Below are 15,419 nucleotides of genomic sequence, written 5' to 3'. Positions count from 1 at the left end.
GACCGTTTGCGCCCAGCATGCTGCCGACTTCCCGTACCCTGCGTCTGTCGTTGTATTCCCTGTTGATCATCACTGGCACGGTCGTGGCCGCGACCTTTGCGATGCGCCATGCCGAGCGTCAGGCACTGGAAGAAGACGCCGCGCGCGCCAACCAGCAACTGGGGTTGTACGCCAACTCACTGCACACCCTGATCGATCGCTATCGCGCCCTGCCCGCCGTGCTGGCGCTGGACCCGCAACTGCGTGCGGCACTGGCCGGCCCGGTCGATGCCGACGAACAAGCAGCGCTGAACCTGAAACTGGAAAAGATCAACGGTGCGGCACAATCCTCGACCCTGGAATTGCTCGATCGCAGCGGTCTGGCTGTGGCGGCGAGCAACTGGCGGTTGCCCAGCAGTTACGTCGGCCATAACTACGGTTTTCGCCCGTACTTCAGCCAGACCCGTACCCAAGGCAGCGGGCGGTTTTATGCGGTGGGCGTGACCAGCGGGATTCCCGGATATTTTCTCTCCAGCGCGGTGCTAGGCGAGAAGGACGAGTTTCTCGGCGCAATGGTGGTCAAGCTGGAATTCCCCGAGCTGGAGCGCGAGTGGCGCCAGGGCAGCGACACGCTGTTGGTCAGCGATGCACGCGGGATCATTTTCATCGCCAATCAGCCGGGCTGGCGCTATCGCGCGCTGCGACCGTTGAGTGCCAGCGACATGGCCGAAATCAAGGCCACGCGGCAGTACGACAAACAGACGTTGCTGCCGCTGACACACCTGGCGCTGCGCCGTTTCGATGACAACAGCGACCTGCGCCGCGTCGAAGGCCCGGATGGCACGGCCGATTATCTGTGGGAGTCGCTGCCGCTGACCGCCGAAGGCTGGACCCTGCACTTGCTGCGCCGTCCGCAAGTGGCGTTCGAAGATCTGCGCAATGCCGGGCTGGCCGCTGCCGGGGTGTGGCTGGCGGTGGTGTTTCTGTTGCTGTTCCTCAATCAGCGCTGGCGGCTGTCGAAAGTCCGCCAGCGCAACCGCGAAGAACTGGAACGGTTGGTGGAGGAGCGCACCCGCGATCTGCGCACCGCCCAGGAAGGTCTGGTGCAATCGGCCAAACTCGCCGCGCTCGGGCAGATGTCCGCAGCACTCGCCCATGAAATCAATCAACCGCTTACCGCTCAGCGCATGCAACTGGCGACGCTGCGCCTGCTGCTCGAACATGGTCGCGTCGACGATGCCTACAAAGCGCTGAAACCGGTGGACGACATGCTCACGCGCATGGCCGCGCTCACCGGCCACCTCAAGACGTTCGCGCGCAAGAGCCCCAGCGGCTTACGCGAACGTCTCGACCTGGCGACGGTGGTCGATCAAGCCTTGCAATTGCTCGATGCGCGGCTGCGAGACGAACAGGTCAGCCTGGTGCTGCACCTGACCCGCCCGGCGTGGGTGCGCGGTGATGCGATTCGCCTCGAACAGGTGTTGATCAATTTGCTGCGCAACGCACTGGATGCGATGCACGGCAAACCCTGCAAGCGACTGGAAATCCGTCTGCAGGCCGATGAGCAACTCTGGCACCTGAGCGTCAGCGACAATGGCGGCGGGATTGCCGAAGAACATCTGGCGCAGATATTCGACCCGTTCTTCACCACCAAACCTGTAGGTGATGGCCTGGGCCTTGGCCTGGCGGTATCGTTCGCCATCGTGCATGAATCCGGCGGGCGCCTGAGCGCCGAGAATGGCGACGCTGGCGCGGTGTTCAGCCTGACCTTACCGATCGATCAGGAGGCACACATCTGATGCTCAATTCGGTGATGGTGGTCGACGATGAAAGCAGCATTCGCAGCGCCGTCAAACAGTGGCTGAGCCTGTCCGGGTTCGAGGTGCAGCTGTTCAGCCGCGCCGAAGAATGCCTCGCCGCCCTGCCCGCGCATTTTGCCGGGGTGATCCTCAGCGACGTGCGCATGCCCGGCATGGGTGGCTTGGCGTTATTGGCCGACGTTCAGAAACGCGATGCCGATCTGCCGGTGATTCTGCTCACTGGCCACGGCGATGTGCCGATGGCCGTCGAGGCCATGCGCGACGGTGCCTATGACTTTCTGGAAAAACCCTTCAGCCCGGAGAGCCTGCTGGGCAGCTTGCGCCGTGCGCTGGACAAACGCCGTCTGGTACTGGAGAACCGCGCCCTGCATACGCAGGCCGACAATCGCGCCAGACTCGATGCGACCTTGCTCGGTGTCTCCCGTGGTTTGCAGACCTTGCGCCGGCAAGTGCTGGATCTGGCGGCGCTGCCGGTCAATGTGCTGATCCGTGGCGAAACCGGCAGCGGCAAGGAACTGGTTGCGCGCTGCCTGCATGATTTCGGCCCGCGCGCCGGCAAACCTTTCGTGGCGCTGAACTGCGCGGCGATTCCCGAGCAACTGTTCGAAGCCGAGTTGTTCGGCCATGAGAGCGGCGCCTTCACCGGTGCGTCCGGCAAGCGCATCGGCAAACTCGAATATGCCGATGGCGGCACGCTGTTTCTCGACGAGATCGAAAGCATGCCCCTGGCCCAGCAGGTGAAGCTGCTGCGGGTGTTGCAGGAGCAGAAGCTGGAACGGCTCGGCTCGAACCAGAGCATCCGCGTTGATTTGCGTATCGTCGCGGCGACCAAACCCGATCTGCTCGACGAGGCCCGTGCCGGGCGCTTTCGCGAAGATCTGGCCTATCGCCTGAACGTTGCCGAACTGCGCTTGCCGCCCTTGCGCGAGCGCCGCGAAGACATTCCGCTGCTGTTCGACACCTTCGCCCGCCAAGCCGCCGAGCGCCTTGGTCGCACCTTTGCGCCGTTGAGCGGCGCGCAGCTGAGTCACCTGCTCAGCCATGACTGGCCGGGTAACGTGCGCGAACTGGCCAACGTTGCCGAACGGCAAGTGCTGGGGCTGGACGAGCCGGTGCCGGGCGTCGAGCCGGGGCAATCGCTGGCGGCCCAGCAGGAAGCGTTCGAGGCGCAGTGCCTGCGAGCGGCACTGACGCGGCACAAAGGTGACGTGAAAGCGGTGCTTGAAGAGCTGCAACTGCCGCGCCGCACGTTCAATGAAAAGATGCAGCGACATGGGCTGAGTCGGGAGATGTTTCTGGCCGAATGATTTTCTGTGGGGCTGAGAACCATTCCCCTCACCCCAGCCCTCTCTCCCAAGGGGGCGAGGGGAAAGGGAGCCGATCTCCATGCTATTCAGAATATGTATTCCACTCGGTATCTCAGGTCGAAACACTTCAAATAAGCCACTCGGTCGGTCCCCTCTCCCTCAGGGAGAGGGCTAGGGTGAGGGGTTCTTGATCTTTACGCCGATAAGCGGAAATCCGCTCATCGATTCGAATTATTCGGCAACATCCCGCTCACCCGCTCCCGCCACCCCCTCTAATCCGGCCCTCGCCCCGTTGGCACAGCTCCTGCTATAGCCCCGGCAGGCTGCGTTTCGACGCGCTCCACAAAAACAATTAAACGAAGGATCCTTCAATGGATAACTCCAACGCCCTGCCACTTGGGTCGGCGGCTGCGCCGGTCAAAACGAGAACCACCGCCAGCCGGATCAAATCGATCTTCAGCGGTTCCGTCGGCAACATGGTCGAGTGGTACGACTGGTACGTGTATGCCGCCTTCTCGCTGTACTTCGCGAAAACCTTCTTTCCCGCCGGTTCCACCACTGCGCAATTGATGAACACTGCAGCGATCTTCGCCGTCGGCTTTCTGATGCGTCCGATCGGTGGCTGGCTGATGGGCATGTACGCCGATAAGGTCGGCCGCAAGAAGGCCCTGATGGCCTCGGTGTACCTGATGTGCTTCGGCTCGCTGCTGATCGCGCTGAGCCCGAACTACGAAACCATCGGCATCGGCGCGCCGATCCTGCTGGTGTTCGCCCGTCTGCTGCAAGGCCTGTCGGTCGGTGGCGAATACGGCACCTCGGCCACTTACCTCTCGGAAATGGCCACCAAAGAACGTCGCGGCTTCTTCTCCAGCTTCCAGTACGTGACCCTGATCTCCGGCCAGCTCATCGCGCTGGGCGTGCTGATCGTGCTGCAAAACACGCTGACCACTGAACAGCTGTATGCGTGGGGCTGGCGCATCCCGTTCGCCATCGGCGCGTTGTGTGCCGTGGTTGCCCTCTACCTGCGTCGCGGCATGGAAGAAACCGAGTCGTTCACCAAGAAAGAGAAGTCCAAAGAAAGCGCCATGCGCACCTTGATGCGCCATCCCAAAGAGCTGTTGACCGTGGTCGGCCTGACCATGGGCGGCACCCTGGCGTTCTACACCTACACCACCTACATGCAGAAGTATCTGGTCAACACGGTGGGCATGAGCATTTCCGACTCGACCACCATTTCCGCCGCCACGCTGTTTCTGTTCATGTGCCTGCAACCGATCATCGGTGGCCTGTCGGACAAGATCGGTCGTCGTCCGATCCTGATCGCGTTTGGTGTCCTGGGGACGATCTTCACCGTGCCGATCCTGATGACCCTGCACACCATCCAGACCTGGTGGGGCGCGTTCTTCCTGATCATGGCAGCGTTGATCATCGTCAGCGGCTACACCTCGATCAACGCGGTGGTCAAAGCCGAACTGTTCCCGACCGAGATCCGCGCCCTGGGTGTCGGCCTGCCGTACGCATTGACCGTGTCGATCTTCGGCGGCACCGCCGAATACATCGCGCTGTGGTTCAAGAGCATCGGCATGGAAACCGGTTACTACTGGTACGTGACCGCGTGCATTGCCGTGTCGTTGCTGGTGTACATCACCATGAAGGACACCCAGAAGCATTCGCGCATCGTCACTGATTGATCGGCTTCACAGCGCCACTGCAACGGTGGCTTTGCTGGCCCTTCGCGAGCAGGCTCGCTCCTACACTGGATCGGTAGTCGACACCAATCCCTTGTAGGAGTGAGCCTGCTCGCGATAGGGCTCCACGATCTACAGGCTTAAGAATCAAGCTCCCCCTGAAATCGATTAATCGCTAATTAATCCCGCCACCACATCCTGCCCCTACCTGATCGATGACATGCGCGACGCTCTCTCCTGCGACGAAAGCGAAAAACATGCGCCGCTCTTAACATCAAATTAATCGATGGTTTTTAGCATTAATTTGCGCTCATCAATCAAATTAATTGTCGTAGCATAAAACCCATGCAGGACACACACGCCAACCCATCCGGAGTAACCGCCATGAAAACCCGACTGATGCTCGCCCTGACCCTGTCCGTACTGGCTGCCAACACCTTCGCTGCCGATGGTTCGGACAGAACCAAATCCGCCGACTTCATTTCCGGCGCCACCGCAGCCGTCGAAACCAGCCACTCCGGCACCTATGCCGCTGACGGTTTCGATAAAACCAACATCGGCAAAACCATCGCCGCCGATGGCTTCGACAAAACCGGTACTGCAGACGCAATCAGCTGATTATCAGCAGTTCTCACACAGCCCGGCCTCGACCGGGCTTGCTCATTTCCGGGTATTGCAAACACACCCTGTGTGCGAGCCTGCTCGCGAAAGCTATAAGCAAGCCGATGCATCTGGTGACTGATACACCGCTATCGCCAGCAGGCTAACTCCCACAGGGATTTGCATCTGGCTGGAAATCTGCGACGTGGGCTTGCACTATGTAGCGCTCGAAAAACACTTCGCAGGACCGCCCGCCATGCCCGATGACATCCACTTCTACGAACCCGCCAACGGCCACGGCCTGCCCCACGATCCGTTCAACGCCATCGTCGGTCCGCGGCCCATCGGCTGGATTTCCTCGCAGAATGCCGAAGGTCAGCTCAACCTGGCGCCGTACAGTTTCTTCAATGCGTTCAACTACATTCCGCCGATCATTGGCTTTTCCAGCGTCGGTCGCAAAGACAGCCTGAACAACATCGAGCAGACCGGCGAATTCGCCTGGAACCTCGCCACGCGTCCATTGGCCGAGCAGATGAACCAGAGCTGCGCGATGGTCGCGCCTGAGGTGAACGAGTTCGAACTGGCGGGGTTGACGACCGTAGCGTCGAAGGTGATCGCCGTGCCGCGCGTGGCGGAAAGTCCGGTGTCCTTCGAGTGCAAGGTCACGCAGATCATTCAGCTGCAGCGCGCCGATGGCGAAACGGTGCCGAGCTGGCTGATCCTCGGCGAAGTGGTCGCCGTGCACATCGCCAAGTGGTTGCTGAAAGACGGCATCTACGACACCGCCGCAGCGCAACCGATTCTGCGCGGCGGCGGGCCGGCGGACTATTTCCAGTTGGGGCCGGAGGCGCTGTTCAAAATGTGGCGTCCGGGCGCGGGCAAGTAAGCGCTTACCAGATCAACTCGGCGTCATCAGTGACGCCCTTGAGTTTGTCCAGCTCATTGATCGCGGCGTCGTCGGCGGCAATGGCACCGGGGAACACTTGCTCATCGAGCAGTTTGTGAAAGCGTGGCGCACCGCCATCGACCAGGGCCTTGACCGCGATTGCCGCGTAATAACCCTTGTTGCCGCCCAACTCGACGGGGACCACTGCGGAAACCGCTTCGAAGCGTTCGAACTCTTTACGTGCCATGTCACACATCCCGGCTCAGACAGATAAGCCGGCCATTAAACCCTCAACCGACGAGTTTGTGTACCGGCGCCGGGCACTGGCGCAGGGCTTGTGCAGCCGAGACGTCGCGGAAGGTGTGAAAATCGAGGCTGTTGACCACCAGGTCTTGCACCAGCTCGGCGAAGACTTCCATCGATGGGCTGTTGAAATAGGCGGTCATCATCGGCTGACTGCTCCAGAACCCGGACACCAGCCACAGCTCTGGATCGCACTGCGATTGTTGCAAGGAAAAACTCAGGCAACCGGGTGCCGATCGTGAGACTTCGATCAACGCGCTCAGGCGCACACCGAGTTCCGCCGAACGCCCGGCTTGAGCACGAACGAAGGCCATATGACTGACAGGCATCTGCTTGGACATGATCAACCCTCCATGAAATCGCGTAGCAGCCAGGGACGGGCTGCGACTGAAGCAAAGATTAAGCGCCGAGCCATTTGCGCCGTTAGTCGATTCCTGTCGACGAGTTGCCCAATCCTGCGTGGCCGCGCGCTGCACCTGTAACAAGCTGTAAATCCGTGTCACAGGCTTGGCATACGGTGTATCAAGCAAGTTTGCCGGGCTGCGTCCTGCTGTGGCTGGGCAGCCAGGCAAGCGCCGGCAGAATCAGGCAAGCATTTGACAGAATGTATCTACCGCTCGCGCTTGCACAAACTTATGCTCTGCTGCATTCCACCTCACCTGCCGAGGATGCCGTGCATGACGTCATTCGATCGTTTTCAAGCCGAACCCACTGCTGACATGGAAAAACAGCGCGCGGAGCTGGCGGCGATCATCCGCCGCAACACCAGCGACGATGGCAGCTACCAGACCGCCATTGGCTCGCTGTTCATGTCTCGTCACACCAAATCCCACGACTTCGCCCCGGTGCTTGCGCAACCGGCGCTGTGCATCATGGCGCAGGGGCGCAAAGAGGTGCGGCTGGCCGACGAATTCTTCAATTACGACCCGCTGAATTATCTGGTGGTATCGGTTTCGATGCCGCTGAGCGGGCGCGTGGTCAATGTCTCGCCGGACGAACCGATCCTCGCCGTGCGCCTGGATATCGACCCGACCGAAATCACCGCGCTGATCGCCGATGCCGGCCCGATGGGCGTACCGACCCGCCCGACCGGACGTGGCCTGTACGTAGAGCGCATCGACAGTTCGATGCTCGACGCGGTGCTGCGTCTGGCCCGACTGCTCGATGCACCGAAAGACATCGCCATGCTCGCGCCGCTGATTCGTCGCGAGATTCTCTACCGTCTATTGCGCAGCCCGCAGGGCCATCGCTTGTACGAAATCGCGATTGCCAACAGCCAGAGCCATCGCATCAGCCAAGCGATCAAATGGCTCAACGGCAACTTCGAGCAGCCGCTGCGCATCGATGACCTGGCCAAAGAAGTGAACCTCAGCGTCTCGACCTTGCATCACCGTTTCAAGGCGATGACGGCGATGAGTCCGTTGCAGTATCAGAAGCAGTTGCGTTTGCAGGAAGCGCGGCGCTTGATGTTGACTGAAGGGCTGGAGGCGTCGGCGGCGGGGTATCGCGTGGGCTATGAAAGCCCGTCGCAATTCAGCCGCGAGTACAGCCGACTGTTTGGCGCGCCGCCGTTGCGGGATCTGGCGCGGTTGCGGCTTTCGGTGTGAACCTTCAAAAGCCCTCATCGGAACGCCGCCCGCCTAGCCCTCTCCCAGGGGGAGAGGGGACTGATTGGGGGGTATTGCAGATGTACACCGACCTGAAAGTATTTTGGCGCATCCATAATCGACCCGGTTTTTCAGGTCGATGTATAGCGCCAGACACCTGCGTCGGCTCCCTCTCCCCCCGGGAGAGGGCTGGGGTGAGGGTAGGCTCCTACACCGCCCGGACCACGTGCTTGATCTCCTGAAACGCCGCCAACCCCCACGGTCCCAACTCCCGGCCGATGCTGCTCTGCTTGTAACCACCCCACGCCGTCTGCGGGAAAATCACCTGCGGCGCGTTGAGCCACACCAGCCCGGCCTGCAAGGCGTTGGCCACCCGTTCGGCGGCCTCGGCGTTACGCGTCACCACACTGGCGACCAAGCCGAACGGGCTGTCGTTGGCCAGCGCAATCGCCTCGTCTTCGCTGCTGAAACTGCGCACGCACAACACCGGGCCGAAAATCTCTTCGCACCACAGCGCACTGTCGAGGGGCACTTCGGTGAACACCGTCGGCTGCAAAAAAAACCCGCGCGGCAGGTGCGCCGGACGATTGCCACCGCATACCAGCTTGGCTCCGGCGCTGAGGCCGCGATCGATGTGCCCGAGCACGCGCTGGTATTGCGCCTGATTGACCAGCGCGCCCATTTCCACATCCGCCTCGAACGGGTCGGCCACGCGAATCGCTTGCGCACGCTGCTGCAAACGCTCGAGAAATTCATCGGCCAGTTCATCGGCGACCAGCACGCGACTGGTGGCCGAGCACATCTGCCCGGCATTAAAGAAACCGCCACCACAGGCCAGCTCCACCGCCAGCTCCAGATCAGCGTCTTCGAGCACCAGCAGCGAAGATTTTCCGCCCAGCTCCAGGCTCACGCCCTTCACCGTTTCCGCCGCGCGTTGCATTACCTGCACGCCGACCGCGTTGCTGCCAGTAAACGAGATTTTGGCAATGCGCGGATCCGCTGACAGCGGCGCGCCGACGGCCAGGCCGGTGCCGCAAACCAGATTGAATACGCCGTTGGGCAAGCCGGACTCGGCGATGATCGCCGCCAGCTCCAGCTCCGGCAGCGGCGTGACCTCCGAGGGTTTGAGCACCACGCAGCAACCGGCAGCCAGCGCCGGGGCGAGTTTCCAGGCGGTGGTGACCATGGGGAAATTCCACGGCACGATCAGCCCGACCACACCGCACGGCTCGCGGCGCAGACGTGCACTGAAATCATCGCTGGGCAGCGGCACATTGGTGTCGCGCTGCGCGTCGAGGCCTTCGGCCAGATCGGCGTAGTACTCGAAGGTAGCGATGACATCGTCGACGTCGATGGCTGCTTCGAACAGCGGTTTGCCGTTGTTGCTCGATTGCAGGTTCATCAAGTGTTCACGCCCGTCGCGCACGCCATTGGCAATATTGCGCAGGATCGCCGCGCGCTCGGCGCCAGTGGTTTGCGACCAGTCCTTGAATGCCGCTACCGCCGCGGTAACGGCGTGATCGACCGCGAGTTCGTCACCGCCGTTGACCGTGGTCAGCAGCGCTTCGGTTGCCGGGTTGATCACGCGTAAGTGCTCGCGGCCGGCGGACCATTGGCCGTTGATGTAGAGACCGTCGAGTGTGGTTGGAAAATTGATCATTGGGCCACCGCCTGCATCCACTGGTTCTGGTCGATTTCGATCACGGTCGGGCCTTGCCGGTCGGTAGCCGTACGCAGCGCACTGCGCAATTGCGCTACCGAGCTGATCGCTTCGGCGGCACAGCCGAGGGCTTTGGCCACCCCGATGAAGTCCGGCGTGTAGATGTCGACACCGACCGGCTCGATGGCGCGGTTGACCATGTATTTCTTGATCTCTTCGTAGCCCTGGTTATTCCACAGCAGGACGATCACCGGCGTACGCGCTTCGACGGCGCTAGCCAGTTCCGGCAGGGTGAATTGCAGACCGCCGTCGCCGATCAGACACACCACTGAGGGGCGGATGCCTTTCTCAAGTGGCCCACCGAGCCAGGCACCAATGGCCGCCGGCAAGGCGTAACCAAGAGTCCCGTAACCAGTTGACGAGTTGAACCAGCGTCGCGGGCGTTCAGGGTTGAAGGTGAGGTTGCCGGTGTATACCGGTTGCGTCGAATCGCCGACGAATACCGCGTCAGGCAATTCCTCCAGCACGGTTTCAAGGAAACGCGTCTGCGCCAGGGTCGCTGTGTCCCAGCTCGCGGCCAGATCATTACGAAGACGCGCTGCGCGGACCAGGCCCCAATCGTTGCGGCGCTCGGCCAACGCTTTGTGCGACAAGGCGCTGAGCAAAGCCTGCGCGGCATTGCGCGAGTCGGCGACCAGCGCAACGTACGGCGGATAGTTACGCACGGTCTGATCGGCATCAATGTCGATGCGCAGCAGCTTGCCGGGAATCTCGAAACCGCCGGCGAAGGTCACATCGTAATCGGTCTCGGCCAGTTCGGTGCCGATCGCCAGCACCACATCGGCATCGGCGACCAGCGCGCGGGTGGCGATCAGGCTTTGCGTCGAACCGATCAACAGCGGATGCGTTGAAGGCAGCAGGCCTTTGGCGTTGATGGTCAGCGCCACCGGTGCGTCGAGCAATTCGGCCAGCTTGCCGAGTTCGGCAGCGGCGTCGATGGCGCCGCCACCGGCCAGGATCAGCGGCCGTTGCGCCGTGGCCAGCAGCTCGGTCATGCGGCTGACGGCGGCCGGCGCGGCACCGGCGCGATCGATGTGCACCGGCGCGCTGGCGAGCAGTTCGTCGGCGTCTTCGACCAGCACGTCCAGCGGAATTTCAATGTGCACCGGACGCGGACGCCCGGCCTGGAACAAGGCGAATGCGCGCGCCAGCACCCCCGGCAATTCCGAGGCCGACATCAAGGTGTGAGAGAACGCAGCAACGCCAGCGACCAGTGCGCTCTGGTTCGGCAATTCATGCAGTTTGCCGCGTCCACCGCCCAACTGGTGGCGACTCTGCACGCTGGAGATCACCAGCATCGGGATCGAGTCGGCGTAGGCCTGGCCCATCGCCGTGGTGATGTTGGTCATGCCCGGGCCGGTGATGATGAAACACACCCCCGGTTTGCCGCTGGTGCGTGCATAGCCGTCGGCCATGAAACCGGCGCCCTGCTCATGCCGTGGGGTGACATGGTTGATGCTCGAACGGGCCAGCCCGCGATACAGCTCCACGGTATGCACGCCGGGAATGCCGAACACCTGCTCGACTCCGTAACCTTCGAGTAACTTGACCAGTATTTCGCCACACGTCGCCATGTCGATTGCCCTTGTTGTTCGCTGAAAACACGGTCCCTTGTAGGAGTGAGCCTGCTCGCGATAGCGTTGTGTCAGCTAACAACTGTGTGACGGACACACCGCTATCGCGAGCAGGCTCACTCCTACAGAAAGCCGTTACTGGGGCTCATTGAACGGTCGGCCGCTAGCGGCAACAATCGATTAAAAGTCATACTAGCCATGTCCTCACGTCATACCTTGGATCCACATGAAACGACTGCCTCCCCTGCCCGCGCTGCATACGTTTTTGATCACGGCGCAGTGCTGCAACTTCACCCGCGCCGCCGAGCAGTTGCACATTACTCAGGGTGCGGTGAGCCGGCAGATCGCCGGGCTGGAAGAACAGCTCGGTTATCCGTTGTTCATCCGTCTGGCCCGTGGGCTGACGCTGACGGCCGAAGGACGTGAATGGCTGCCGCAGGTGGAGAAAGTCTTCGGGCTCATCAGCGAAGCGACCGAGCAGATCGGGCTAAAGCATCAGACTTTGCAACTCAAGGCACCGAGCTGCGTGATGCGCTGGCTGCTGCCGCGCCTGCTGCAGTGGCAAAAAGAACGTCCGGACGTGCCGGTGAAACTGACGGCCTCGCTGCAACACGGTGTTGATTTTCAGCGCGAGCAGTTCGATGCCGCCGTGATCTATGGCCCGCCACCGGACCATTCGCCGGGCGCCCTGCACTTGTTCGACGAACAACTGACACCGGTCTGCTCGCCGCATCTGCTCAACGGTTCACCCGCGCTGAATGCACCGTCGGATCTTCAGAAGCATCTGTTGTTGCACCCCACTCACGACATTCACGACTGGTCGGTGTGGCTCGATGCGGCGGGTTTGCTGTTGAGCAACTTGGGCAGCGGCCAGCATTTCGAGACGCTGGATCAGGCGATGTCGATGGCCTCGCATGGCACGGGCGTGGCGATCGGGGACTGGTCGCTGATCGGCGATGACTTGCGTGCCGAGCGACTGGTGATGCCATTTGAGTTGAAGGTCAAGACGGGGCTGGCGTATTACGTGGTGCTGCCTGCCGGCGCGCAGCCGTCGCCGCAATTGGAAGAGTTGATGCTTTGGCTGGTTGAGCAGGCGCATTTGCGGTGAGGCCTTTTTCCCTCACCCGGGCCCTCTCCCAGAGGGAGAGGGGACTGATTGGGGGATGCTCTAAGAATACGCCGACGTGAAATTACTGTGTTGAATCCATAATCGACTCGCTCGCTCAGGTCGATGTACAACGCCAGACAACTCGGTTGGCTCCCTCTCCCTTGGGAGAGGGCTGGGGTGAGGGGAAAGGGTTCAGTCAATAACCCACAGTAAACCGCTGACGCACATGCTCCGGCGTTTCCAACTCATCGATCAACGCAATCGCATAATCGGCAAAACTGATCCAGCTACGCCCTTCGCTACTCACCAGCAAATGATCCTTGCCGACACGAAACGTGCCCGTGCGCTCACCTTCCACAAACTCCGCCGACGGCGACAGGAACGTCCAGTCCAGATCACTCTCCTGACGCAACGCCTCAAGAAATGCCGCCCCGGCGCTGGCTTCGGTTTTGTACTCGGCCGGAAACCCCGCGCTGTCGATCACCCGCGTGTCATCCGGCAACAACAGCGAACCGGCACCGCCGACCACCAGCAGGCGTTTCACCCCAGCGCTTTTCAGCGGCCCGACAATCGCAGTCGCTGGCACGGTGGCGAAATGCGCGGCAGTGATCACCGCATCGTGACCGGCCACTGCGTCCTGCAGCGCCGTCGCATCGAGCACATCGACATTCTTGCTGACCACACCGGCACGGCTGCCGATCTTCGACGTATCGCGGGCGATGGCGGTAACGCTGTGCCCACGGCGCAGGGCTTCTTCCAGCAATTGGCTGCCGGCACGGCCGGTGGCACCGATGATTGCGATTTTGCTCATGATGTTCTCCAGTTGGCTTGAGAGTGCTGCGTATGCGGATTCGGCTTACCAGGCCATTTCGCCTTTGGCGACTTTGGCGCTGAGTTCCAGCGAACTTTCTTCGCCGAGCGACGGGTAGCGTTTCTTCATCCCGGCGATCAGTGCCGCTGAGTCTTTGGCCTTGGCGGTTTCGGCATCGAATGCCTTGATGTAGTCGGCGGTGAACTTGACGCTGGCCAGCGAACGGCTGCTGTCGCCCAGGTAATGGCCCGGGATAACCGTGGCCGGTTTCAGGCTTTCGATTGAATCCAGCGTGTCCAGCCAATCAGCGTGGGATTGCGCGGTCTGGGTGTCGGCCATCCACACATGAATGTTCTCGGCGACCACCACGCCGCCGACCACCGCTTTCAACGATGGAATCCAGACGAAGCTGCGATCCGGTTGTTTGCCTTGCAGGCCGATCACCTGCAGTTTCTGCCCTTCAAGCATCAGGCTGTCGCCCTTGAGCACCCCCGGCACGATGGTTTTCGCCGGGACGTCGTCGCCCATTTTTGGGCCCCAGAAAGCCAGTTTGCCGGCGACGGTCTGGTTGATGTGATCGACGGTCGGCTGCGAGGCCAGCACCTTGGCCTGCGGGAAGGCCTGGGTCAGCGTGTCGAGGCCGAAGTAGTAATCCGGGTCGCCATGGCTGATGTAAATCGTGGTCAGTTGCTTGCCACTGGCGCGGATCTTTTCCACCACCTGTTGCGCCTGGGATTTACCGAACTGTGCGTCGACGAGAATGGCTTCTTTTTCGCCGCTGACCAGCACCGAGGTCACCGGAAAAATCGCCTGGGTGCCCGGATTGTAGACGTCGAGAGTCAGGTTGGCCGCCGCTGCGTGCGCGGCGAAACCGAGGGCTGCGGTGGCGAGTACAACGCGTTTGAGTGTGGTGAAGCCGATCATTTGTTGCTCCGCTGTGCGAATGCCGTGGCTGGCGATGGGACAGAGCTTAGTTGCCTGACTCAGTACAAAAAATGCGATGCTTGAACATAGTTTGTTTCTGAAAGCGGGCAAATCATGGATCGGCTACAAGCAATGCGGGTATTCGTCAGTGTGGTCGATCTGGGCAGCCAGTCGGCGGCGGCCGATCATCTGGACCTGTCGCGGCCGGTGGTGTCGCGCTATCTGGCGGAGCTGGAAGACTGGGTCGGCGCGCGCCTGATGCACCGCACCACGCGCAAATTGAGCCTGACCGCCGCCGGCAACGAGATCCTGCCGCGCTGTCGGCAAATGCTTGAACTGTCGAGCGACATGCAGGCCGCCGTCAGCGAACCTGACGCCGCGCCGCGCGGGCTGCTGCGGATCAGCGTGAGCACCTCGTTTGGTCAGGCGCAACTGGCCGACGCGATGGCGGTCTACGTCCAGCGCTATCCGGGGGTGAGCATCGATCTGCAAATGCTCGATCGCACGGTGAACCTCGTGGATGAGCGCATCGACCTGGCGATTCGCACCAGCAACGATCTCGACCCCAACCTCATCGCCCGGCGCCTGACTGTGTGCCGTTCGGTGGTCTGCGCGGCGCCGGCTTATCTGCAGGAGCACCCGGCGCCTGTGCAGGTCGAGGAGTTGAGTCGGCACAACTGCCTGACCCATTCGTATTTCGGCAAAAGCCTGTGGCATTTCGAAGAGGATGGCGAAGCGGTTTCGGTGCCGGTGCAAGGCAACATCAGCGCCAACGAGGCCAGCACCCTGCTGCGCGCGACACTGGCCGGCGCCGGAGTGGCGATGCTGCCGACCTATCAGGCAGGGGTGCATATTCACAGCGGCGAACTGGTGCGCCTGCTGCCCCACGCCGAACCACGGCAAATGAACATCTATGCCGTGTACGCCTCACGCAAACACATGCCGGCGGCACTGCGCAGCCTGCTGGATTTCCTGGTGGAACGCTTCCCCGAAAATCCGCAATGGGACACTGGCTTGTAAACCCGATTCCCTGTAGGAGTGAGCCTGCTCGAAATAGCGGACTGTCATCTGATGAATGAGTGACTGATTCAC

14 protein-coding genes are annotated in these 15,419 nt (G+C 61.5%); 8 read left to right on the top strand and 6 right to left on the bottom strand.

The genetic code is table 11. The features are described from left to right. Positions 1–17 precede the first annotated feature (17 nt). The 5 genes from BLU24_RS07630 to BLU24_RS07610 all read left to right on the top strand — a co-directional run bounded on the left by BLU24_RS07630 (position 18) and on the right by BLU24_RS07610 (position 6,280). Positions 18–1,778, top strand: coding sequence for an ATP-binding protein (locus BLU24_RS07630; RefSeq protein WP_093098879.1), 1,761 nt, complete (start codon positions 18–20; stop codon positions 1,776–1,778). Continuing rightward, positions 1,778–3,106, top strand: a complete 1,329-nt coding sequence (locus tag BLU24_RS07625; RefSeq protein ID WP_093098876.1) for a sigma-54-dependent transcriptional regulator — start codon at positions 1,778–1,780, stop codon at positions 3,104–3,106. Before BLU24_RS07630 ends, BLU24_RS07625 begins: the two co-directional genes overlap by 1 nt. Before the next feature lie 371 nt (positions 3,107–3,477). Beyond that, positions 3,478–4,797 carry an MFS transporter gene (locus BLU24_RS07620; protein WP_090285740.1) on the top strand — a complete coding sequence of 440 codons (1,320 nt, stop codon included), beginning with the start codon at positions 3,478–3,480 and terminating at the stop codon, positions 4,795–4,797. A 381-nt stretch (positions 4,798–5,178) separates the two neighbouring features. Then, positions 5,179–5,412 (top strand): hypothetical protein, encoded by a 234-nt coding sequence (locus BLU24_RS07615; protein WP_093098873.1) that lies wholly within the window; start codon positions 5,179–5,181, stop codon positions 5,410–5,412. Positions 5,413–5,650: 238 nt separating this feature from the next. Further along, positions 5,651–6,280, top strand: coding sequence for a flavin reductase family protein (locus tag BLU24_RS07610; protein WP_093098870.1), 630 nt, complete (start codon positions 5,651–5,653; stop codon positions 6,278–6,280). 4 nt (positions 6,281–6,284) lie between these two features. Here BLU24_RS07610 and BLU24_RS07605 read toward each other — a convergent pair whose 3' ends face one another. Next, positions 6,285–6,527 (bottom strand): hypothetical protein, encoded by a 243-nt coding sequence (locus tag BLU24_RS07605; protein ID WP_016773447.1) that lies wholly within the window; start codon positions 6,525–6,527, stop codon positions 6,285–6,287. A gap of 43 nt (positions 6,528–6,570) precedes the next feature. After that, positions 6,571–6,924: an antibiotic biosynthesis monooxygenase family protein gene (locus tag BLU24_RS07600; RefSeq protein WP_093098867.1), complete on the bottom strand. Its 354-nt coding sequence runs from the start codon at positions 6,922–6,924 to the stop codon at positions 6,571–6,573. Between the two features lie 336 nt (positions 6,925–7,260). On the opposite strand from BLU24_RS07600, the gene BLU24_RS07595 reads away from it, so the two are divergent. Then, positions 7,261–8,190, top strand: coding sequence for an AraC family transcriptional regulator (locus tag BLU24_RS07595; protein WP_090285754.1), 930 nt, complete (start codon positions 7,261–7,263; stop codon positions 8,188–8,190). A 208-nt stretch (positions 8,191–8,398) separates the two neighbouring features. Here the strand turns inward: BLU24_RS07595 and BLU24_RS07590 are convergent, their stop codons facing one another. Further along, complete coding sequence (locus BLU24_RS07590; protein ID WP_172833322.1) at positions 8,399–9,847, bottom strand: aldehyde dehydrogenase family protein; 1,449 nt, start codon at positions 9,845–9,847, stop codon at positions 8,399–8,401. Continuing rightward, positions 9,847–11,484: a 5-guanidino-2-oxopentanoate decarboxylase gene (locus BLU24_RS07585; RefSeq protein WP_093098860.1), complete on the bottom strand. Its 1,638-nt coding sequence runs from the start codon at positions 11,482–11,484 to the stop codon at positions 9,847–9,849. Before BLU24_RS07585 ends, BLU24_RS07590 begins: the two co-directional genes overlap by 1 nt. A gap of 226 nt (positions 11,485–11,710) precedes the next feature. Here BLU24_RS07585 and BLU24_RS07580 point away from each other — a divergent pair, with 226 nt between their 5' ends. Further along, the gene (locus BLU24_RS07580; RefSeq protein WP_093098857.1) at positions 11,711–12,592 is read left to right on the top strand and encodes a LysR substrate-binding domain-containing protein; all 882 of its coding nucleotides are present in this window, start codon (positions 11,711–11,713) and stop codon (positions 12,590–12,592) included. Positions 12,593–12,788: 196 nt separating this feature from the next. Here BLU24_RS07580 and BLU24_RS07575 read toward each other — a convergent pair whose 3' ends face one another. Next, positions 12,789–13,403 (bottom strand): NAD(P)-dependent oxidoreductase, encoded by a 615-nt coding sequence (locus tag BLU24_RS07575; RefSeq protein WP_093098854.1) that lies wholly within the window; start codon positions 13,401–13,403, stop codon positions 12,789–12,791. A 45-nt stretch (positions 13,404–13,448) separates the two neighbouring features. Next, the gene (locus tag BLU24_RS07570; protein ID WP_093098851.1) at positions 13,449–14,327 is read right to left on the bottom strand and encodes an MBL fold metallo-hydrolase; all 879 of its coding nucleotides are present in this window, start codon (positions 14,325–14,327) and stop codon (positions 13,449–13,451) included. Between the two features lie 114 nt (positions 14,328–14,441). On the opposite strand from BLU24_RS07570, the gene BLU24_RS07565 reads away from it, so the two are divergent. Then, entirely contained in the window at positions 14,442–15,347 is a 906-nt protein-coding gene (locus BLU24_RS07565; RefSeq protein WP_231990199.1) for a LysR family transcriptional regulator, read from the top strand. Positions 15,348–15,419: the final 72 nt, after the last annotated feature.

Origin of the sequence: Pseudomonas sp. Z003-0.4C(8344-21) (assembly GCF_900104975.1) — a bacterium.
In the GTDB taxonomy this organism is placed as follows: domain Bacteria; phylum Pseudomonadota; class Gammaproteobacteria; order Pseudomonadales; family Pseudomonadaceae; genus Aquipseudomonas; species Aquipseudomonas granadensis.
This window is presented reverse-complemented; position numbering and strand designations above follow the sequence as displayed.